Below are 21092 nucleotides of genomic sequence, written 5' to 3'. Positions count from 1 at the left end.
TGGGCTTTCATAGTACGTGTGCCGACGCAGCGCTGGGGACATGTCGCCGCTCCCGTTTCAGCGCGTCCAAGAACGCCGTCAGAAGCCCCAGGACGATGAGCGCGATTGCGAGCCGGGGATGCCGCACCAGGCACCAGATGAAAAAGCCCATCGCCGCCATCAGGACGAGCGCGTCCGGATCGTCGAGGGCCGCCGCGCCGAGGGCGAGAAACGCGAGCACGACCCCGCAGCAGACGACGCCGAGGGCGGCCGCCTTGAGCTGGCTTTCGAGGGTGCGGTCGTCGTTCCAGAACCAGCCTCCGCAGAGCGCGCCGAGCCCGAGCGCGATCCCCAGCGTCGGGCCCACGAAGTCCGGCACCTCGCCCCACAGGTCCTGGAGCCACGTCATCGCAGGTCCGGACGGCCCCGCGAGCCAGAGGGCGAGCGCCGCCGCGCCGACGAGCAGCCCGAGCCAGTACCCCAGTTTGGACTGACCCGTGAGCACGGTGGGCGCCCCGCCCGTCGCGGACGCCACTGCCGCCACGGCGGTGCCGGCTGGCATCGGCGTGGCCACCGGCTTCCGGAGGCTCGGTGCGACACGCGGCGCGCCCCCGCCGCTGCCGCTCCATGCGCCCGCTGGCGCGAGTGCCCGCGACATGGCCGCATGGTCTGCCTTGCAGTAGGGGCAGGCGCGCAGACCCTGGTGGTAGGCGTGGGTCTTGTCGACGCGACAGGTCACCAGCTCGTGGCTGTAGCGCTCCAACAACGCCGCCCATTCCGCGCCGGTGGGTCGGGCGCTCGGCTTTCTCGCCCCGTCCACGAAGGCCCGCTGGAACGCCGCGCGCAGGTAGCCCGGGAGCGCGTCGTAGCTGGGCGCGAAGGGCGCGGTCGTCGCCCCAGCCACGTGCTTGAGGAATGGCGTCTCGCCCCGCTCCACGCGCTTCTCCAGCGGCAGCGGCGCGGGCACCGAGCCGTGCGCGGTGGGCAGCGCGGCGCAGTGGAACGGGTGCGCGCCGTTCATCAGCATGCGGAAGGCATGGACCGCCAGCGAGAAGTTGTCCGTCTCGGGCGTGAACGTCTTGTTCGGGCAGTGGGCGAAGTCCGTCCCGCGCACGGCACCGATCAGCTCCGGCGCCATGTAGCCGCTCATGCAGACGTCGCACCGGTAGGTGACGCCCGTCACGCAGGCGTGGAACGAGTCCACGTCCACGAGCCCCACGCGCCCGTTCGTGAGGAGGACCACGTTGCTGTCGTTGAGGTCGCCCACCACCTGCCCCAGGTCGTGCAGCGCCTCGACGGTGCGGCACAGGTCCGCCACGGCCAGGGCCTTCTCGCGGTGGGAGAGGGTCGCGCCGGCGCCCGGCGGATACTGGTACAGCTGGGCAAAGGTGCCCCGCACCTCCATCCGCCGCATGCCGAAGCCCACCAACTGCCGGCGCCCGGGGTCCGAGTAGAGGGCCGCCATGGGCCAGGCGACGCCCTCGAGGTCCGGGAGCTGCTCCACGCGCGGCCAGATGGACGCCATGGCCTCCACCTTGCGCTGGTGGGCGGGCGCGTCCGAGAGGTACACCTTGGCGACGCGGTTCGGGAAGCCGACCATGCCGAGCACCTGGCCTTCGCCGCCCTGTCCCAGTTTGCCGTCCAGCTCTAGCGTCGAGCCGGCGGCCGTGTAGACCTTCATCGGTACAGGGCGGCGATGGCCCGCGCCCGCACCTGCTCCCAGTCCGGGCCGTCGCAGTAGCCGGCCTCGCGCTCGCCGGGCGCGCGCTCGTCGTCAAAGAGGGCCACGAGCGTCATGTCGTCGTCCAAAAGCGACCGCGGGTAGTCGGCGAAGTAGGCGCTCGCCTCGCGTTCCACCTCGGGCAGGCGCTCGCCGTCTCCGGGCTGCGGGTGCAGGAACATCCGGGCGATGCGCGTGTCGATGGGGTCGAGCCCCTGGGCCGCCAGCGCCGGCGGGGCGAGGCACTCGAGCACCCCGTCGGTGGCGAGCAGCACGGACGCCGCCCGCCCCTGGCCGCCGAAGGTCCAGCGGTCGTCAAAGCACAAGGGGTACACGCGCCCCTCGTCGTCGCGGTCCTGGGCCGTCAGCGGCACGTAGGTGCCGTCCTCGAGCGCACAGAGGGCGCCCGAGTCGCCCGCGTTGCCCCAGGCCGCCGAGGACCCGTCGAAGACCGCGCAGCAGAGCGTGGTGTCCAGCTCTCCAGGGTCGACGCACCGCTCGGCCGCAGCGGCGAGAACGGCCTGCTCGGCCGATGCGAACGCCCGCTCGATGGCCGGCCGCCAGCGGGCTGGGACGGCGTCATCGGCCAGCTCCCGGGCCACCGCGTGCGCGCAGCTGTGGCTCGCGACGGCGCTGCCCACCTGCGACAGGCGGGCGCTCCCGAGCCCGTCGGCCACACAGGCCACGAGGGGCCCCGCGGCCAGCCGCAGGGCACAGAAGGCGTCCTGACAGGGGAGGCCGGCATCCCGGTGCGAGGCACCGGCCTCGTTCACGGCATAGAAGTGCAGCATGGCTGCCCCTTTCGCGCGTTGGCGGGAGGCCGCGCCGGCACCGCTCGCGCGCCGGCACGACCCCTCCGGGGTTGCGTTAATCGGACAGCCAGGAGTCGAGGTCCACGGTCTGGACGTTGGAGATGTCGCTGTTGATGTTCGTCGGGACGCTCACCCGCTCGCCGGGGGCCGAGACGCTCACGGCCTTGACCGAGTTGCCCACGAAGTCGAAGAAGTCGTGGAAGTCGAAGCAGCCGTCCCGCACCTGGAAGCACCAGCGGCCGTTGGCCTCGGTGAGCTGGGCGGCCGCCGTGCGGTCGTACGCGCCGTAGCCGAGGAAGAACAGCTTGAGCTTGCCCTCGTTCGTGCGGCGGGTGACGAGCGCCGCGGCCTCCGACACCGCGCCGGTGACGTTGTCCTGCCCGTCGGTCATCACGATCAGGTACGGCTTCTTCTCGAGCACGCCGTTGGCCGCGTACTCGCGACTGCGCTCGCGGAGCTTCTCGACGGCGAGCAGCACGGCGCCGTTGAGGTCCGTGAGGCCGCCGCTCGTGAGCTCGATGGGCTGCATCTGGCTCACGGGGACCCAGTCCTGGATCACGCGCGGCTCGTCGTCGAAGGCGATCACGCACACGTCCACACAGCTGGCGGCCACCGGGTCCTCGCAGACGCACTCCTTGAAGCGGTTGAGGTTGGCGTTGATCTGGCGGAGCGGCTCCCCGGCCACGGAGCCCGAGGTGTCCACCGCAAGGACCACGCTCATATGCTCGCGGTTCATGGCCTCGATGCGGGGGCGTTCTTCAAAGCGCGCCATGGCAATCCCCTTTCGGCACAGCCCCCTGGGCGGGGCCCTGTGCGCCTCGGAACAACAGGATTACTGACGTCGCGCAAGGTCGCAGCCCGGCCAACCAAAAAGGGCGGAGCCGCTCAAAGTTTGGGGGAGAGTATCGCACGCCGCGGCGGCAACGGTGCCCTGCGGTCGGTGAACGGCGTTAGGCCGGCCATCGCCCGACGTCTTCTCCCCGCCGCGCGGCCCCTCGGATGCCGCCCGCGTGTACAGGTTTTGGGGCGGAACCGGCCGGCGGCACCGGTCTCGCCGCAGGTCGCGGCGCTGTCGGCGCATACTGGGAGCCATGGTTACTTCATTTGCCGAGCTCGGGCTCAACGAGCAGATCCTGTCCGGCGTGGACGCCCTCGGCTTCACGCACCCCACCCCTGTGCAGGCGGACGCCATCCCCGAGGTGCTGCAGGGCCACGACCTCGTGGCCTCCGCCCAGACCGGCACGGGCAAGACCGCGGCCTTCGTGCTCCCGGTGCTGCAGCTGGTCGGCGCTGCGACCGCCGACCAGACCGCCCTGGTGGTCGCCGCCCCCGAGAAGGGCGGCAAGGGCGCCGAGAAGAAGCCGTCCGCGCGCGGGCGCAACCGCCGCGGCCGCCGGCCGCAGAAGCCGGAGGAGCCGCTGCGCGTCGTGCGCCCGGCACGCCCGTCAGCGCTCGTCGTGACGCCCACCCGCGAGCTCGCCGCCCAGATCGAGGAGGTCGCGACCACGGTCTGCGACAAGACGGGCCAGCGCGCCGTGATCCTCATGGGCGGGGCCCGCTTCGACCGCCAGCTCAAGGCCCTGGAGAAGGGCTGCGACCTGCTCGTGGCCACGCCCGGCCGCTTGCTGGACCTCATGGAGCGCGACGCGGTGGACCTCTCGTCCGTTCAGGTCTTCGTGCTGGACGAGGCGGACCGCATGCTCGACATGGGCTTCTGGCCCAGCGTGCGCCGCATCATCAACGCGCTGCCGGAGTCCAAGCAGACCCTGCTCTTCTCGGCCACGATCCCGCCCTCCATCAAGGGCACCATCGACGCGCTGCTCCACGACCCCGCGCTCGTGGAGATCGCCCATGTGGGCGAGACGGCCGAGACCGTGGAGGAGGCCCTCATGCCCGTGGTGCAGGGGCAGAAGATCGAGCTGCTCCAGGCCCTCATCGACCGTCACGACTTCGAGCGCGTGCTCGTCTTCGTCCGCACCAAGGTGCGCGCGGACCAGCTGGAGAAGTCCCTGCAGGGCGCCGGGCTCTCGGTGGACGTGATGCACTCCGACCGCCCGCAGAAGGCCCGCGAGCGCGCCCTCGAGAGCTTCCGCGAGGGGGGTGTCCGCGTCCTCGTGGCGACGGACGTGATGAGCCGCGGCATCGACGTCTCCGGCATCGACGCGGTGGTCAACTTCGACGTGCCGAGCGACCCCGAGGACTACGTGCACCGCATCGGCCGCACGGGCCGCGCCGGCCACGAGGGCCACGCCTACACGTTCGTGGCGCCGGACGAGATCACCCCCCTGCGCGAGATCGAGTACTTCACCAAGAAGCTGGTCCCCGTGCGCGACCTCGACGGCTTCACGTACGCGCAGGGGCGCATCGTGCCCAACGACCGGCGCTCCACCGTGAAGCCGCGCCGCACGATGTTCTCCGGCAGCCGGTCCCGTGGGCGCGGCCCCTCCGGCGGCCGCTATGGGCGCCACTCGTAGAACCGACAACGAGACACCGCCCGTCGGGTTCTGACTTATCGAAGGAGACGGATTCGTGAAGCAGCCGCGCCCGTACCCGCGCCTGACGGTCACCAAGAAGGGCGAGCGCTGGCTCTCCTCGGGTCACCTGTGGGTCTTTGAGAGCGACGTCGCCGAGCAGCCCCCGGCCGAGAACGGCGCCATCGTCGACGTGCTCGGCCCCGGTGGCGCCTACCTCGGCACGGGCCTGCTCTCCCACGAGAGCAAGATCCGCGCCCGCATCGTCTCCCGCAACGCGAACGACCGCTTCGACCAGGCCTTCTGGGACCGCAAGGCCGCCTGGGCCTGGGGCTACCGGCGCACGGTGCTCGGCCCCCGCTCTCTTCCCGGATGCGAGCCGGACACCGCCTGCTGTCGCGTGCTCTTCTCGGAGGCGGACGGCTTCCCCGGCATGACCGTCGACCGCTACGGCGACGTCCTGGTGGCCCAGCCCACCACGGCGGGCATGGACCGCCTGCGCCCGCAGGTCTATGCCGCCGTGCTCAAGGCCCTCGCCGAGGACCCGTCGGGCCCCGCCATCCGCGGCCTCTACGAGCGCGCCGACGGCACGGTCCGCGAGAAGGAGGGCCTCGACCGTCACCAGGGCTGGTGGCTTCCGGAGTCCGGCTCTCCGGCGGACGGGCTGCTCCCGTCGCACACGACCGCAACCCAGGTGCGCGTCCAAGAGAACGGCATCACCTACACCGTGGACCTGGCCCGCTCCCAGAAGACGGGCTTCTTCTTGGACCAAAAGTACAACCGCCGGGCGGTGGGTCGTCTCGCGCCAGGGCGCCGTGTGCTCGACTGCTTCTCCCATGTGGGCCCCTTCGGCCTCAACGCGGCCAAGGGCGGCGCTGAGTTCGTGCGCTGCGTCGACATCTCTCAGACGGCCTGCGACCTCGCCCTCGCCAACGCTCAGACCAACGGGCTCGTCGGCACGATGGCCTTCACCTGCGCCAACGTCTTCGAGTACCTGGACGCCCTCATCGCCGACAAGCGCCGCCTCCGCGAGGACGGAGGGCCGTTCGACCTCATCGTCCTCGACCCGCCCGCCTTCACCAAGAGCCGCTCCACGCAGGGCCGCGCCCTCCGGGGCTATCGCGAGATCAACAACCAGGCCCTCCGGCTCCTTCCCCGGGGCGGCTACCTGGCCACGTGCTCGTGCTCCCAGCACATGCCCGCCGAGCTGCTCAAGCAGGCCGTCGCCGAGGCCGCCCACGACGCCCGCGTCACGCTGCGGCAAGTGGAGGAGCGCCAGCAGGCCCCGGACCACCCGATCCTCCTGGACGTGCCCGAGACCCATTACCTCGACTTCCTGATCTTCCAGGCCGTTTGATCCCCGCACGGGTACAGGTGCATATCAGGGGGACAGTTCCTTGACAGCACCTTAAAAGCCTCGAAGAATGCCGGTAGCGGAAGCAACACCGACGGGCGCCCCGCCGTTCGCGGGCGGTGCGGTCGGCGCTTGGGAGCCGCCGTCATCCCCTCCGGCCAGAAACGAGAGCGCATGCCAGCAGCCAAGGAGACCCATCGCGCAGGGGCCGTCGCCCCGTGCGGCGCGGCGCTGCCCCGTGCTGCCGCGTTCTCCTTGGCCACGCTCATGGCTCTCAATGTGGTGACGCCTGCGGCGTGGGCGGAGGCGGCGCCGCGAACGGCATCGGCGGCGGGGGCGCCCGAGCTCTCCGCCCACGAGGTGGACGAGCACGTCTCGGTGCTCGACCCGCTGCTCACGGCTGCGGGGTCGGGTCTCGACGCGCTGGAGGAGGCCCTCGCGGGCGTTCTGGCGCCGGCGACGGCTGAGGCCGACGAGGCGCCCGCCGACGTCACGCTGCCCGAGCTGGAGACGGCCTTCGAGAGCGTGCCCGGAGGCGCGAACGCCCGGATCCTGCTCGACCTTCCCTGCGTTCGGGCCGCCTACGCCCACACCCTTCCCGGCGGCGGCTGGTCGCCGGTGCGCGAGAACTTCGGGTCCCGGGCCTATGCCTCCGGGCTCGGGGCCGAGGACGGCGAGGCCTCCGCGCTGCTGGCGCTCTTCGTCGCCCCGGAGGACGACAGCCTGTGGGTGAGCGCCCCGGAAAGCCCTACCGGTGCCGTCTTCTCCGTTGACGCCGCGCCGGCGACCCTGCCCCCCCTCGGTCGCGCGCCAAGCGGCCGAGCAGGGCTTCACGGCCGGCATCCTGTGGGACGTGCCTGCGCAGGGCGCGGTCGTCTCGGCGTCGGCCGAGGCGCGGCCGGTGCGCCTGGTCGCATCGCTCGAACGTGTGGACGGCACCGCTGCGGTGCGCCCCGGTGACGACGTGGCGTTCCGCGTGTCCGTGGGCTCGTTTCTCGACGGGGCGGGGCTCGAGGACTCCCTGGACGCCCGGCTCGCCGACGCTGACCTCGCGGTCTCCATCAACGGCGCGCCTGTGCAGCCAGACAGCCTTGTAGCGGGGGAGGGCCCGGGCGTCTACACGGTGTCGCACCGCGTCTCCGAGCAGGACGCCGCCCTCGGTGCGGTGGAGGCGGCCCTCGACGTGCGCGCCACCTATGAGGGCGTGCTCGCAGTACCCAACGGCGCGCCCCTGCGCTCGCGGGCCGCTGTGGCTGCGTCGCTCGTGGCCTCCGCGCCCCTCTCATCGCCCCATGGGGTCACCTACCGATTCGTCTGGGATGCCCCGACCACCGACGCGGCACCGGTCCCGCAGGGCCTGACGGCTCCCCGCGACCGGGCCGTCCACTGGCCCGGCGACACCGTGGCCGTTATGCAGCCCGAGGTCACGAGCGTGGCGCTTCGCGAGGGCACCTGGTCCTTCCGGGGCTGGACGCTCGACGGCGAGCCGGTGGGCGCGTCTGTGCCGATGCGCGACGAGGGGCTCGTCTTTCAGGGCTCCTGGGCCTTTGCGCCGGCCCCGCGCCACTCGGTCACGTACGGCTTCTCGGGCGACGCCCCCGCGGTCGCGCCTCCGGCGACGGTGCGGGCCTACGCTGGCGATGCCGTCGCGCTGCCGCAACTGGACCCGGTGCCCGAGACCCGCTTGACCGACCGCGGCGTCCTCAAGGACGGCACCTGGCGGTTCTGTGGCTGGACGGTCGACGGGGACGAGCCGGCCGCCACCGTCTCTGGCGACATGGCGCTAGAGGGCTCGTGGGCCTGGTCCGTCCCAGCACGCCCGGCAGAGGCTGCAGTCGCCCTGGCGGGCCACGAAGGCGTCTACGACGGCCAGGGCCATTCGGTGGCTGTCGATGGGCTGCTCTCGGGCGATGTGGCCTCGTACGCCTCGCTCCGCCATGTCTCGGGGCCGGTCCCGGCGCGGGCGCGCGTCTCGACGGAGCCCCCGTCGCGCTGCGATGCCGGCGCGACGTCCGTCTCGGTCACGGTGTCCAACCAAGGCTTCGCGGACGACGCCGAGGCGACGGCGCTCCTGACGGTTCGTCCCCGTCCGGTGCGCATCGCGGTGGACGATGCCACGTGGGTCGCCGGGGAGCCGGAGCCGGCCTACACGGGCTCCGTGGAGATGGCGCGATGGGGTAGCGCCGAGCAGCGCGGCCTGCTCGACCGCGCGCACCTGGGGCGCGTGTCGTTCCGCCGGGTCGTCGACACGACCCTGCCCGGCGTTTACGAGGGCGCCATCGGCGCTCGCTACGTCGAGAATCCCAACTACGACGTCGAGGTGCTCCCCGGCACGCTGACCATCGTGGCTCCGGCCGCGCGACCGCGAGGCGAGCGCGTCTGACAGCGGCGCCCCGGCGCGCCGCTGCGGTCTTCAGGCTACAATCAGTCGCACGTTCTGGTAGGTGACGGTCGGAGCCGGCGCGAAGGAGGCCTCATGGCGAACCGCCCGCGTCTGCGGCCCTGGCTGTGCCTCTTGCTCGTCGCCGCGCTGCTCGCCGGCTGTGGCTCGGCCTCGAGCTCTGGCTCTGGCTCGCCTCCTCACGCCGAGGCCTCGAGCGAGACGTCGGGCCCCGCCTACACCCTCCCCGAGCAGGTGTGCGCCCCTGTCTACGACGCCTCCTCCGCGCAGACCCAAAACGGCGCCACCATCGACGTCTCGCGCGCCCCGGAGGGGGTTGTCTTCGCCACGGTCACCAGCTCGGCGCGCTGCAAGTTCCAGGTGGCGCGGGGCGACGAGGGCTACAACTACGACATCCCCTCGGACGGCACGCCGATCTGCGTGCCCCTCAACCTCGGCAGCGGCGAGTACCGGTTCCGCGTGATGCATAACGTCGAGGGCACGAGCTACGTGGAGCTCATGCGCGTGGAGCAGACGGTGGAGCTCACGGACGGGCTGCTCCCGTACCTGCAGCCCGGCGTCTTCTGCGACTACGACGCGGACAGCGCCTGCGTCGCCAAGGCCCGGGAGCTGGCGGCGGGCGCCGAGAACTCCGGCGACGCGCTCGCGGCCGTCGTGACCTGGGTGGTGGACAACGTCACGTACGACGAGGACAAGGCCCGGGCGCTCGCCGACGCGACCGGCTACGTGCCGGACCCGGACGAGACGCTCTCCTCGAGGACGGGCATCTGCTTCGACTACGCGAGCCTCACCTCCGCGATGCTCCGCTCGCTCGGCATCCCGTGCCAGCTCGTGACCGGCTACGTGGACCCCGGCGACCTCTACCACGCGTGGAACATGGTCTACATCGACGGCACCTGGCACTCGGTGCGCTTCACCGTGGAGGCGGACACCTGGGCCCGCGTCGACACCACGTTCGCCGCCTCGGGTTCGCTCGACACGGTGGGCTCGGGCACGGGCTACGAGGACCGCTACGTGTACTGAGGAGCCCCCAGGGCGCGGCCCTCCCTCCTTTCACGTCATCCAAATACAGTGTAAGGTTGTGTTCAGACAGCGCTCGGTGCTCGAGCGGGGCGCCCAACGACATCGGGGGTGATCGCCATAGAGGCTGAGGAGCAGGCACGTCGAACGCTCCTGGTGGTGGATGACTCGCCCCTCAATCGCGCGATATTGGAAGAGATCCTCTGCGGCGAGTACTCGATCATCGAGGCCCATGACGGCGTGGAGGCCGTCCGGGCCCTCGAGGCCGACGAGGGCGACATCTCGCTCGTGATCCTCGACATCGTGATGCCGCGCATGGACGGCTTCGAGGTGCTCGCGAAGATGAACCGCGAGGGCTGGATCGAGCGCACCCCTGTGGTGACCATCTCCGCCGAGACGAGCCCCAGCTACATCGAGCGGGCCTACGAGCTGGGCGTCACGGACTTCATCACGCGCCCCTTCGACGAGCTCGTGGTGCGCAACCGCGTGGCCAACACCATCGCGCTGTACCAGAAGCAGCACGACCTCATGCGCATGGTGTCCCGCGAGATGTACGAGCGCGAGCGCAGGAACAACCTGATGGTCACGATCCTCTCGCAGATCGTGGAGTTCCGTAACGGCGAGAGCGGCCTGCACGTGCTGCACATCGGCGTGATGACGGACATCCTGCTGCACGAGCTGGTGCGGCACACGGACACGCACCCCGAGCTCACCGAGGCCGAGATCTCCACGATCGCGACGGCGAGCGCGCTGCACGACATCGGCAAGATCGCGATCCCGAGCGAGATCCTCAACAAGCCGGGACGCCTCACGCCCGAGGAGTACGAGGTCATCAAGACCCACTCCGCCATCGGCGCCGACATGCTCAAACAGCTGACCGAGAACAAGGACGACCGGCTGCTCCAGGTGGCCGAGGAGATCTGCCGATGGCACCACGAGCGCTACGACGGCGGCGGCTACCCGGACGGCCTCGTGGGCGACGAGATCCCCATCGGTGCCCAAGTGGTGGCCCTGGCGGGCGTGTACGACGCCCTCACGAGCGTGCGCGTGTACAAGCCGGCCTTCTCCCACGAGCGCGCGCTCGAGATGATCGCGAACGGGGAGTGCGGCGCGTTCAACCCGGTGCTGCTCCAGTGCCTCCTCTCGGCCGGCGACACGATCCGCGAGCAGCTCAAGGTGGAGTCCTTCTCGGGCATGTCCCGCCGGGAGCTGGCCGGCATCATCGCCGAGATCGAGGAGAACGACAGCCTCACCAAGGCCGACAAGGCCGAGATGATCCGGGACATTCACAGCATGCTGGACGAGTGACGAGGAGCGCCGATGGCGGACCTGCGAGCGTTCTACACGGAGGCGGACGGCGACCTGGACGAGGTGCTCGCGCGCCTGCGCTCCGAGGAGCGCGTCGCGAAGTTCGTGCGCCTCTTCCTGGCGGACGACAACCACGAGAGGCTGATGGGCGCCCTCGCGACGGGCGACGTGGACGCCGCGTTCCGTGCGACGCACACGCTCAAGGGCATTGCGGGGGACATGGGGTTCGGCGCACTGGCGGCGACGGCCTCCGAGGCCTGCGAGGCCTTCCGCGCCGGGGACTTTGCCCGCGGCGCCGAGCTGTCGCAACCCGTTGATGCAGCGTATATGCGCGTTGTCGAGGCCGCCGGGCGCCATTTGTAGCCAAAGTGTGAGGGGAGTCGCGCCGATTTTGGGTTGACCCCTTGCCAAGGTCGCGGCGGTTTGGTTATAGTAGCCCTCGCATTCGCGCAACGGGGTGTTAGCTCAGCTGGTTAGAGCGCCGGCCTGTCACGTCGGAGGTCGAGGGTTCAAGTCCCTTACATCCCGCCATTGCATCCTCCGGGAGTCCCGCACGGGGCTCCTTTTTTTGTTTCACGCGTTCCGCTCGCCCAGATGTGGCTTCAGGTTGGGTCGCTGCCCGTGCCGGTTACGTCATCGCAGTGGGCATAAGCACTCGCGTGGGGTACTGTGACCGCACAGGAGCAATCGGAGAGGGGAAGCATGGGCAATCCAGAGGCGTCGACTCAGGTCGAGCCCTCCCTGCCGACGCTCAACGAGCCGCGGCGTCTCGTGAAGATCGCCGTCTTCGATTACGACGGCACCCTCATCAACACCCAGAGCGGCTCGCAGTTCACCCGCTACCTGCTCGCCCGGGGCATCATCAGCCCCTGGAACACCGCCAAGGTCGTGTGGTGGGGCGCCCGCTACGTGCTGCACCTGCCGCACGACCAGGCCGCCGTGCGGCGTTACCTGGTGGACGACCTCGGGCACTTCTCTCGCGAGGAGATCCTCCAGATCATGACGGACTTCCACGACCAGGTGCTCACCAGATATTACCGACCGAGCGGCCTGCGCCAGATCGAGCGCTGCCGCGAGGAGGGCTGCGTCTGCGTCCTGGTCTCCGCGACCTTCTGGGGCATCGCGCGCAGGGCCTGCGAGTACGCCGGCCTCGACGCGTTCCTCGCCACGAAGATGGCCTGCGACGCCAATGGCAGCTTCACCGGGAACGTGGAGGGCGCCGTGATGGAGGGCCCCGAGAAGCCCAAGGCCCTCGCCGCGTGGGCCGACGCCACCTACGGGCCGGGCAACTGGGTCGTCGAGTACGCCTTCGGCGACCATCACTCCGACGAGGAGCTGCTCGAGTGCGCCCGCTGCCCGAGCGCGGTGAACCCCGGCCGCACGATGCGCTCCATCGCGAAGCGGCGCGGCTGGCCCATCTTGGAGTGGCGGTAGCGTGGCGTCCGAAAGCGACGAGCTCGCGCGGTTCATCGACAAGGTGCGCAGGGAGGGGGAGCGCCTCTACCGGGACCTGCCGTGGCGCCGCACGCGCGACCCCTACGCCGTGTGGGTGAGCGAGGCCATGCTCCAGCAGACGCAGGTCTCCCGTGTCGACGGTCGTTGGCAGCGATGGCTGGCGCGGTTCCCGTCCGTGGAGGCGCTCGCCGCCGCGGACCAGGCGGACGTTCTCGCGGAGTGGCAGGGCCTCGGCTACAACCGTCGGGCCCTGGCGCTCAAACGGGCCGCCGAGGCCGTGGCCGACCAGGGAGGCGAGGTCCCGAGCAGCGTGGACGCCCTCGTCAAGCTCCCTGGGATCGGCCCTGCGACCGCGGCCGGCATCCGCGCGTTCGCGTTCGACCTGCCCGCCGTCTACCTCGAGACCAACGTGCGCACGGTCTTCCTCCACGAGCTGTTCCCCGAGGCCGAGGACGTGCCGGACTCCGCCGTGCGCCCGCTCGTGGAGGCGTGCGTGCCGGACCGCGACGTGCGCGGCTGGTACTACGCGCTGCTCGATTACGGGGCCTGGCTCAAGAGGACCGTGCCCAACCCGTCGCGCCGCTCGCGCACCCACGCGAGGCAGTCGCGCTTCGAGGGCTCCCGCCGACAAAAGCGCGCCGCGCTCGTGCGCCTGCTGCTCGAGGCGCGCGAGGCGGGGCTCCCTGGACTGTCGCTCGACGATGCCGTGGCCGCGCTCGGGGCCCAGGAGACGGGCGCCGGGCGCCCGGAGCCCGCGCCAGCGGACGTCGAGGGGCTGCTCGACGAGCTGGCGGCAGAGGGATTCTGCCAGCGCACCGGCCTCTTTTGGGCCTGCTGAGCAGGAGCTGACGCGCCCACGAATTCCCTGTGCTCGATGGGTATGATGTGAGCTGTTGGGTTTACGGAGGCCGTGCCTTTGGGCACAACCCCGACAGTTCGGACGGAAATCGTATTCACGTAGGAGGAGAACATGGCCAAGGTCGACTTCAACGAGTCCCAGACCAAGAAGAACCTCGAGACCGCTTTCGTCGGCGAGTCCCAGGCGCACACCAAGTACGAGTACTACGCCAAGCAGGCCGTCAAGGACGGCTATGTGCAGATCGGCGACATCTTCGAGGAGACCTCCGGCAACGAGGCCATCCACGCGAAGGTGTGGTTCAAGTACCTGCACGGTGGCCACGTGCCCGACACCCTGACCAACCTCAAGGACGCCGCCGCCGGCGAGAACTACGAGTGGACCGAGATGTACTCCGAGTTCGCCAAGGTCGCCCGCGAGGAGGGCTTCACCGAGATCGCGGCCAAGTTCGACCTGGTCGGCGGCGTCGAGAAGGCCCACGAGGAGCGCTACAACATGCTGATCGAGCGCATCGAGAACGGCGAGGTCTTCGAGCGCGAGGGCGTCAAGGTGTGGCAGTGCCTCAAGTGCGGCTACCTGCACGTCGGCCCCTCCGCCCCGCAGGTCTGCCCGATCTGCGGCCACCCGCAGGCGTACTTCCAGCAGCAGGAGACCAACTACTAAGAGTTGGCCGCAGCTCGCACAGGAGCCCCGCTTCGGCGGGGCTTTTTTTGTGCCGCTCGTCCCCGATGGACCGTCGGCCACAGGAACGGCGGTGGGTCGCGTCTGTGGCGCGAACGCATGTGCACTGATGGGCGCCGTTCGGCAATCACCCGCCCCCAATGTCGCAAAAACGTTCGCATGAAAGCCAACACAGTTGCGCCCGAAGTACTTGATTCACCTTGTGAACCGCTCTCGACCTCTTGTGCCCAAGAAAACTCACAGTGGACGTGAGCTGGGAAAACGCTCTCTGCGGCGCCTTTTTCCCACAAGAATTCGATTGGACGGGCGCTTTTCTCTTGAAGGTCCCTTGAGAACCAGTTACCGTGTAGGCGCCTGTTGCACCTTTCCTGAACACATCGAAGGATGTCAACAGACCCCGCTTCGCGGGCACAAGACTGGCAGGAGGGCGCCGCATTTCCCAAGGGCGCTGCAAGGCGCCGACGCAGCGGCGCAGAGGAGGGAGTCATTCATGAGCTCCGACCAGCTGACCATCACCAACGATGACCTGTACTTGTTCGCCAAGGGCGACTGGCACCGCAGCTACGAGAAGATGGGCGCCCACAAGGACGTCGTCGACGGCGTGCCCGGCTACCATTTCGCCGTGTGGGCCCCGGACGTCCGCAAGGTGTCCGTCATCGGTTCCTTCAACGATTGGAACATCGACGCGAACCTCCTGACGGCCGCCGACCACGGCGGCGTCTGGGAGGGCTTCGTGCCCGGCGCCCAGGACGGCGACCTGTACAAGTTCTACATCCTGTGCAACGACGGTTCCGAGCAGTACAAGGCCGACCCCTACGCCTTCTACAGCGAGTGCCCCCCGGGGACCGCGAGCCGCCTTGCGGACCTCGACTCCTACACCTGGCACGACGGCCTCTACATGGGCCGTCGCGCGCACACCGACCACCGCAAGCGCCCGCTCAACATCTACGAGGTGCACCTGGGCTCCTGGAAGCGCCACGACGACGGCCTCGACGGCCTCGGCTTCGGTGAGGGCGGCGGCTCCTACCTCTCCTACGAGGAGCTGTCCCACGAGCTCGTCGACTATGTGGCCAAGATGGGCTACACCCACATCGAGCTGATGCCCGTGATGGAGCACCCCTTCGACGGCTCCTGGGGCTACCAGACCACCGGCTACTACGCGCCCACCGCGCGCTACGGCGACCCCCAGCAGTTCATGGCCTTCATGGACCGCTGCCACCAGGCCGGCATCGGCGTCATCCTCGACTGGGTGCCGGGCGGCTTCTGCCGTGACATCCAGGGCCTCGTGCACTTCAACGGCCAGAAGCTCTACGAGAAGGAGGAGCACCCCAACTGGGGCACCTACAAGTTCGACTTCTCCCGCGGCGAGGTGCGCACGTTCCTGATCTCCAACGCGCTCTTCTGGCTCGAGAAGTACCACGCCGACGGCATCCGCATGGACGGCGTGACCTCGATGCTCTACCTGAACTTCGGCGTCGACGACCCGGCGCAGAAGAAGTTCAACGACCGCGGCACCGAGGAGGACTTCGTCGCGATCGACTTCATCCGACACACCAACGACACCATCCACGAGTACCACTCGGACGTCATGATGGTGGCCGAGGAGTCCACCGCGTGGCCGTACGTCACGCGCCCCACCGACGTTGACGAGAAGGCCCTCGGCTTCGACTACAAGTGGGACATGGGGTGGATGAACGACACCCTCAACTACTGCCGGACGGACTTCCCCTGGCGCCCGGGCAACCACCGCCTGCTGACCTTCTCGATGATGTACGCGTTCGCCGAGAACTACGTGCTGCCGCTGTCCCACGACGAGGTCGTGCACGGCAAGGCCTCGCTGGTCCAGCGCCAGCCGGGCGACTGGTGGCGCCAATTCGCCGGCCTCCGCTGCCTCGCCCTCTATCAGATGACCCACACCGGCGCCAAGCTCAACTTCATGGGCAACGAGATCGCCCAGTTCATCGAGTGGCGCTACTACGAGGGCATCCAGTGGTTCCTCACGGACCAGTACGACACGCACCGCAACTACCAGCACTACATCGAGACCCTCAACGCCTTCTTCAAGGAGAACAAGGGCCTCTGGCAGAAGAACTACGAGCCCGAGGGCTTCGAGTGGATCGACGCCGACAACTCCGAGCAGTCCATCATCGTCTACACCCGCAAGGGCGACCGCCCGGTGGACGACCGCGTGGTCCTCATCAACTGGGACCCGGCCTGCTACGAGGAGTTCCGCATCGGCGTGCCGCGCGAGGGCGACTACGTGGAGGTCTTCAACTCCGACGCCACCGAGTTCGGCGGCTCCGGCGTGATCAACGAGGGCAAGCTCGTGTCCACCCCCGAGCCCTACGACGGCTGCGAGAACTCCATCGTGCTGCGCGTGCCGCCGCTGGCGGGCGTGGTGCTCAAGCGCGCCGGCAAGTCCAGCTACGTGCCGCCCAAGCCGGCCCGCAAGCCTGCGGCCAAGAAGACGACGGCCGCCAAGAAGACCACTGCCGCCGCCAAGAAGACGGTCGAGAAGGCCGCGGCCGACGTGAAGACCGTCGCCGCCAAGACCGCCGAGAAGGTGGCCGCCGCTGCCGAAAAGGTGGCCACCACCACTGCGGCCGCCGTCGAGGACGTGATGGCCGTCGCCGAGGTCAAGGCCGCCGAGGCCGCAAAGCCCGCCGCCGCGAAGAAGCCGGCCGCGGAGAAGCCGGCCGTGAAGGCTGCGGCCGAGAAGCCCGCCCCGAAGCCCGCCCCGAAGGTTGCCGCCAAGAAGACGGCCCCCAAGGCCGCTCCGAAGGCCGCCGCTGACGCCACCCCGGCCGCCACGGTGGACGCCGCGTCCGTCTCCGAGACCGTCGCCGCCGAGGCCAAGGTCCCGAGCACCCCGGCGATGAAGAAGGCCGCCCCGGCCAAGAAGGTCGCCGCCCCGGCGAACCCCGCCACGGTGGAGGACGCCGCTGCCGTCGCCGAGGTCAAGAAGGCCGAGGCCGCCGAGCCCAAGGCCACGACGGCCGAGACGCCGGCCCCGGCGAAGAAGCCGGCCGCCAAGGCCCCGGCCCGCAAGGCCGCGGTCAAGAAGGCCGCGCCCAAGGCCGCCGCGAAGGCCGCTACCCCGGCTGCCGCCGAGGACGCGAAGCCCGTCGCCGCTCCCAAGGCCACCGAGGCCAAGGCCCCGAGCAAGGCGGCCCCCAAGAAGGCCGCGGCCGCCAAGAAGCCGGCCAAGAAGGCCCCGCGCCGCAAGTAGCGCGACCTCACAAGCCCTTTCGGGTGCCCCCGGGTGTCACCGCATCCGGGGGCACCCTTTGGGACCGAGAGTCCCTTATTTCATGGATTTATGTAACGTGCCACAGGGGCCGGCGTGTCCCGCGACGCATTGGAGAATCACATGGAGAACATCTTCACGTCCACGGAGGACTTCAAGCGCAAGTACCGGCGCATGGTGGAGTCCGAGGTGGGCAAGGACTTCGAGGAGGCGGACGACAACGAGCGCCTCGCCACCCTGTGCAACCTCGTGGCCTTCCGCTCGCGCCCCATCCACGTGAAGAACGACGCCGAGATCCTCGCCGAGAAGAAGAAACGCGTCTACTACTTCTCCCTCGAGTTCCTGATCGGCCCCCTTCTCGAGAACTACCTGCTCAACCTCGGTGCGCTCGACACCGTGCGCGCCGGCCTCATCGAGATGGGCACCACGCTCGAGACCCTCGCGGCCTGCGAAGTGGACCCGGGCCTCGGCAACGGTGGCCTCGGTCGTCTCGCCGCGTGCTTCCTCGACTCCATGGCTCACGAGGGCATCGCCGGCTACGGCAACGGCATGCGCTACCGCTACGGCCTCTTCAAGCAACAGATCGTCGACGGCCGTCAGGTGGAGGTCACCGACAACTGGCTCGCCAAGGGCTATCCCTGGGAGGTGCGCCGGCCGGAGTCTGCGGTCGAGGTCACCTTTGGCGGCGACGTCGTGCGCCACCAGGAGGGCGACCGCTGCTGGTTCACCCTCGAGGGCGGCGAGCGCGTGAAGGCGGTGCCCTACGACATCCCCGTCGTGGGCTACGGCGGCAAGACCGTCAACAAGCTGCGCATCTGGTCCGCCGAGCCGGTGGAGGAGGCCTTTGACCTCGACGCCTTCAACGACGGCGCCTACGCCGAGGCGTCCAAGTTCCGCACGGACGTCGAGGCCATCTCCACGATCCTCTATCCCAACGACGCCGGCGAGCACGGCCGCATCCTGCGCCTCAAGCAGGAGTACCTGTTCGTGGCCGCGGGCATCGCCTCCATCATGCGCACCTTCAAGCGCGAGAACACCAACGCCGACGGCACCGTGAACTGGGCCGCCTTCCCGGACCGCGTCGCCATCCACACCAACGACACGCACCCGGCGCTCTGCGGCCCCGAGCTGCTCCGCGTCCTCGTCGACGAGGAGGGCCTCGACTACGACACCGCCTGGGACATCGTCACCCGCTCGGTCTCCTACACCAACCACACGGTGCTGCCCGAGGCGCTCGAGACCTGGCCCATCGACACGTTCCGGCGCCTGCTGCCCCGCATCTACATGTGGGTCGAGGAGATCGACCGCCGCTACCGTGAGGAGTTCACCCAGGAGCACGGCGACCGCATGGACCTGCTCCGCGACACGGCCATCCTCTGGGACGGCAAGGTGCGCATGGCGAACCTCTCGATCATCTGCTCCCACTCGGTGAACGGCGTGGCGAAGATCCACACCGAGATCCTCGAGCGCGAGGTGCTCAAGGACTTCTACCAGCTCACGCCCGAGAAGTTCAACAACAAGACCAACGGCATCTCGTTCCGCCGCTTCCTCGGCAACGCGAACCCCAGCTACAGCTCCCTCATCACGAGCGCCATCGGTGACGGCTGGCTGGACGACGCCTCCGAGCTGCGCCGCCTCGAGGCGTTCTACAACGACCCGGTCTTCCTCGATGCGATGAGCGCCTCCAAGCTGGAGAACAAGCAGCGCCTGGCCGCCTACATCAAGGACACCACCGGCGTCGTGCTCGACACCAACACGATCTTCGACGTGCAGGTGAAGCGCTTCCACGCCTACAAGCGCCAGCTGCTCAACATCTTCAAGGTGATGGACCTCTACAACCGCATCATCGCGGACCCTGGCTTCCGTCCGGTGCCCACGTCCTTCATCTTCGCGGGCAAGGCGGCCCAGAGCTACGTCTTCGCCAAGGAGGTCATCCGCCTCATCAACGCGGTGGCCGACGTCGTCAACAACGACCCGCGCGCCAGCGAGCTCATCAAGGTGGCCTTCGTGCCCAACTTCTCGGTGTCCAACGCCGAGCTCATCTACCCGGCGGCCGAGATCTCCGAGCAGATCTCCACGGCCGGAATGGAGGCCTCGGGCACGTCCAACATGAAGCTCATGGCCAACGGCGCCATCACCCTCGGCACCCTCGACGGCGCCAACGTCGAGATCGCGCAGATGGCCGGCGCCGAGAACATCCAGATCTTCGGCCTCACGGTCGACGAGGTGGAGGCCCTCAAGAACGGCTACTACCTGGCCTGGGACGTCTACAACGGCGACCGCGAGCGCCTCGGCCGCGTCGTCGACCAGCTGGTGGACGGCACCTACGCGCGCCTGTCCGGCGACTTCTCGATGATCCATGACGTTTTGATGCACCAGAACGACGCGGACTTCGTGCTCAAAGATTTCCGGAGTTATGTGGACGCCTTCGAGTGCCTCTGCGGCAAGTACGCGGACAAACGCGCCTGGAACCGCATGGCTCTTGCAAACACTGCGAACTCCGGATTCTTCTCCTCGGATCGAACTATCCGCGAGTATGCTGAAGACATCTGGCACGTTTAAGCTCCTATTGAGGAAGTAAGGGGGCCGGCGTCTGGAGCGCCGGCCCTTTTTCTGTTTTAGGGAGAGGGGAAACGCATGAGCAAGAAGGAGTGCCTCGCGATGCTCCTTGCTGGCGGTCAGGGCTCGCGCCTCGGCGCCCTGACGCGGTCCATCGCCAAACCGGCGGTGTCCTTCGGCGGCAAGTACCGCATCATCGACTTCGCGCTGTCCAACTGCGCGAACTCGGACATCAACACGGTGGGCGTGTTGACCCAGTACAAGCCGTACCTGCTGCACAGCTACATCGGCACCGGCGCGGCATGGAACCTCGACGAGCGCGGCGCGGGCATCTCCATCCTGCCGCCCTACGCCACCGAGACCGGCGGCTCCTGGTACGCCGGCACGGCGGACGCCATCTATCAGAACATCGGCTACATCGAGTCCAACGACCCCGAGTACGTGCTGATCCTCTCGGGCGACCACTTGTACTCGATGGACTACCGCAAGATGCTCGACGTCCACGTCAAGAACAACGCGGACCTCACGATCTCGGTCATGCCGGTGGCCTGGGACGAGGCCTCGCGCTTCGGCATCATCACCAAGGACGAGGACGACTCCGTCCTCAAGTTCACCGAGAAGCCGGCCCAGCCGGACAGCAACCTCGCGTCCATGGGCATCTACATCTTCTCGACGGACGTGCTGGTCAAGGCCCTCAAGGAGGACGCCGCCGACCCCGAGTCCGAGCATGACTTCGGCAACAACATCATCCCGCGGATGCTCGAAGAGGGCCGCCGCATCTTCTGCTACGAGTTCCACGGCTTCTGGCGCGACGTCGGCACCATCGCCTCCTACAAGGACACCGCGATGCTGCTGCTCGGCTCGGACCCGGAGTTCAACCTCTACGACAAGAACTTCCCGATCATGTCCAACGCCCCCACGCGTCGCCCGCACCTGATCGGCGCCAGCGCCTCCGTCGACGACAGCCTCGTCGCCAACGGCTGCGGCGTGTTCGGCACCGTCTCGCACTCCATCCTCTCCACGGACTCGTACGTGGGCCCGCGCGCCATCGTCGAGGACTCCATCCTGCTGCCCGGCGCCAAGGTCAAGGCTGGCGCGCACGTGGTGAACGCCATTCTCGGCGAGGGCGCCGTGGTCGAGGAGAACGCAAAGCTCGGCTCCGTTGACAAGGTCAAGGACACCGTGGTCGTCGGCGACGACGTGGTGGTTGGAAAGGGGGAGGAGTAAAG

The 21092-nt window shown here is 69.0% G+C and carries 16 protein-coding genes and 1 tRNA gene; 14 read left to right on the top strand and 3 right to left on the bottom strand.

Features of this window, described 5'->3' with window-relative positions; all coding sequences use genetic code 11:
* Positions 1–7 precede the first annotated feature (7 nt).
* The 3 genes from QJ043_RS03225 to QJ043_RS03215 form a co-directional block, all read right to left on the bottom strand.
* Positions 8–1660, bottom strand: a complete 1653-nt coding sequence (locus QJ043_RS03225; protein WP_283713830.1) for a protein kinase domain-containing protein — start codon at positions 1658–1660, stop codon at positions 8–10.
* Positions 1657–2490 carry a protein phosphatase 2C domain-containing protein gene (locus QJ043_RS03220; RefSeq protein WP_283713829.1) on the bottom strand — a complete coding sequence of 278 codons (834 nt, stop codon included), beginning with the start codon at positions 2488–2490 and terminating at the stop codon, positions 1657–1659. The genes QJ043_RS03225 and QJ043_RS03220 overlap by 4 nt, the downstream gene beginning before the upstream one ends.
* Positions 2491–2566: 76 nt before the next feature.
* Complete coding sequence (locus tag QJ043_RS03215; RefSeq protein WP_283713828.1) at positions 2567–3283, bottom strand: vWA domain-containing protein; 717 nt, start codon at positions 3281–3283, stop codon at positions 2567–2569.
* Positions 3284–3602: 319 nt separating this feature from the next.
* On the opposite strand from QJ043_RS03215, the gene QJ043_RS03210 reads away from it, so the two are divergent.
* From QJ043_RS03210 to QJ043_RS03145, 14 genes are all read left to right on the top strand, one after another.
* Positions 3603–4985 (top strand): DEAD/DEAH box helicase, encoded by a 1383-nt coding sequence (locus QJ043_RS03210; protein ID WP_283713827.1) that lies wholly within the window; start codon positions 3603–3605, stop codon positions 4983–4985.
* 55 nt (positions 4986–5040) lie between these two features.
* A complete protein-coding gene (locus QJ043_RS03205; RefSeq protein WP_283713826.1) occupies positions 5041–6339 on the top strand; it encodes a class I SAM-dependent rRNA methyltransferase in 1299 nt (432 codons plus the stop codon).
* Positions 6340–6510: 171 nt separating this feature from the next.
* On the top strand, positions 6511–7296 hold the full coding sequence (locus QJ043_RS03200; protein ID WP_283713825.1) for a hypothetical protein: 786 nt from the start codon (positions 6511–6513) through the stop codon (positions 7294–7296).
* On the top strand, positions 7190–8719 hold the full coding sequence (locus tag QJ043_RS03195; protein WP_283722731.1) for an SHIRT domain-containing protein: 1530 nt from the start codon (positions 7190–7192) through the stop codon (positions 8717–8719). The genes QJ043_RS03200 and QJ043_RS03195 overlap by 107 nt, the downstream gene beginning before the upstream one ends.
* Before the next feature lie 93 nt (positions 8720–8812).
* On the top strand, positions 8813–9760 hold the full coding sequence (locus tag QJ043_RS03190; RefSeq protein ID WP_283713823.1) for a transglutaminase-like domain-containing protein: 948 nt from the start codon (positions 8813–8815) through the stop codon (positions 9758–9760).
* A gap of 156 nt (positions 9761–9916) precedes the next feature.
* A complete protein-coding gene (locus QJ043_RS03185) occupies positions 9917–11065 on the top strand; it encodes an HD-GYP domain-containing protein (protein ID WP_283722730.1) in 1149 nt (382 codons plus the stop codon).
* A 12-nt stretch (positions 11066–11077) separates the two neighbouring features.
* Complete coding sequence (locus QJ043_RS03180) at positions 11078–11428, top strand: Hpt domain-containing protein (RefSeq protein ID WP_283713821.1); 351 nt, start codon at positions 11078–11080, stop codon at positions 11426–11428.
* 91 nt (positions 11429–11519) lie between these two features.
* Positions 11520–11596: transfer RNA gene (locus QJ043_RS03175), tRNA-Asp, on the top strand.
* A 171-nt stretch (positions 11597–11767) separates the two neighbouring features.
* On the top strand, positions 11768–12499 hold the full coding sequence (locus tag QJ043_RS03170) for an HAD family hydrolase (RefSeq protein WP_283713820.1): 732 nt from the start codon (positions 11768–11770) through the stop codon (positions 12497–12499).
* 1 nt (position 12500) lies between these two features.
* Positions 12501–13358: an HhH-GPD family protein gene (locus tag QJ043_RS03165; protein ID WP_283713819.1), complete on the top strand. Its 858-nt coding sequence runs from the start codon at positions 12501–12503 to the stop codon at positions 13356–13358.
* Positions 13359–13490: 132 nt separating this feature from the next.
* The gene (gene rbr / locus QJ043_RS03160; RefSeq protein ID WP_283713818.1) at positions 13491–14039 is read left to right on the top strand and encodes a rubrerythrin; all 549 of its coding nucleotides are present in this window, start codon (positions 13491–13493) and stop codon (positions 14037–14039) included.
* A gap of 508 nt (positions 14040–14547) precedes the next feature.
* Positions 14548–17286 carry a 1,4-alpha-glucan branching protein GlgB gene (glgB, locus tag QJ043_RS03155; RefSeq protein WP_430538504.1) on the top strand — a complete coding sequence of 913 codons (2739 nt, stop codon included), beginning with the start codon at positions 14548–14550 and terminating at the stop codon, positions 17284–17286.
* Positions 17287–17427: 141 nt separating this feature from the next.
* Positions 17428–19866: a glycogen/starch/alpha-glucan phosphorylase gene (locus QJ043_RS03150; protein ID WP_283722729.1), complete on the top strand. Its 2439-nt coding sequence runs from the start codon at positions 17428–17430 to the stop codon at positions 19864–19866.
* 75 nt (positions 19867–19941) lie between these two features.
* On the top strand, positions 19942–21090 hold the full coding sequence (locus tag QJ043_RS03145) for a glucose-1-phosphate adenylyltransferase (RefSeq protein ID WP_283713816.1): 1149 nt from the start codon (positions 19942–19944) through the stop codon (positions 21088–21090).
* Positions 21091–21092: the final 2 nt, after the last annotated feature.

Source organism: Kribbibacterium absianum (assembly GCF_030067705.1).
GTDB lineage: Bacteria > Actinomycetota > Coriobacteriia > Coriobacteriales > Atopobiaceae > Kribbibacterium > Kribbibacterium absianum.
Note: the sequence above shows the minus strand (reverse complement) of the source record. Positions and strands in the feature narration are given on the sequence as shown.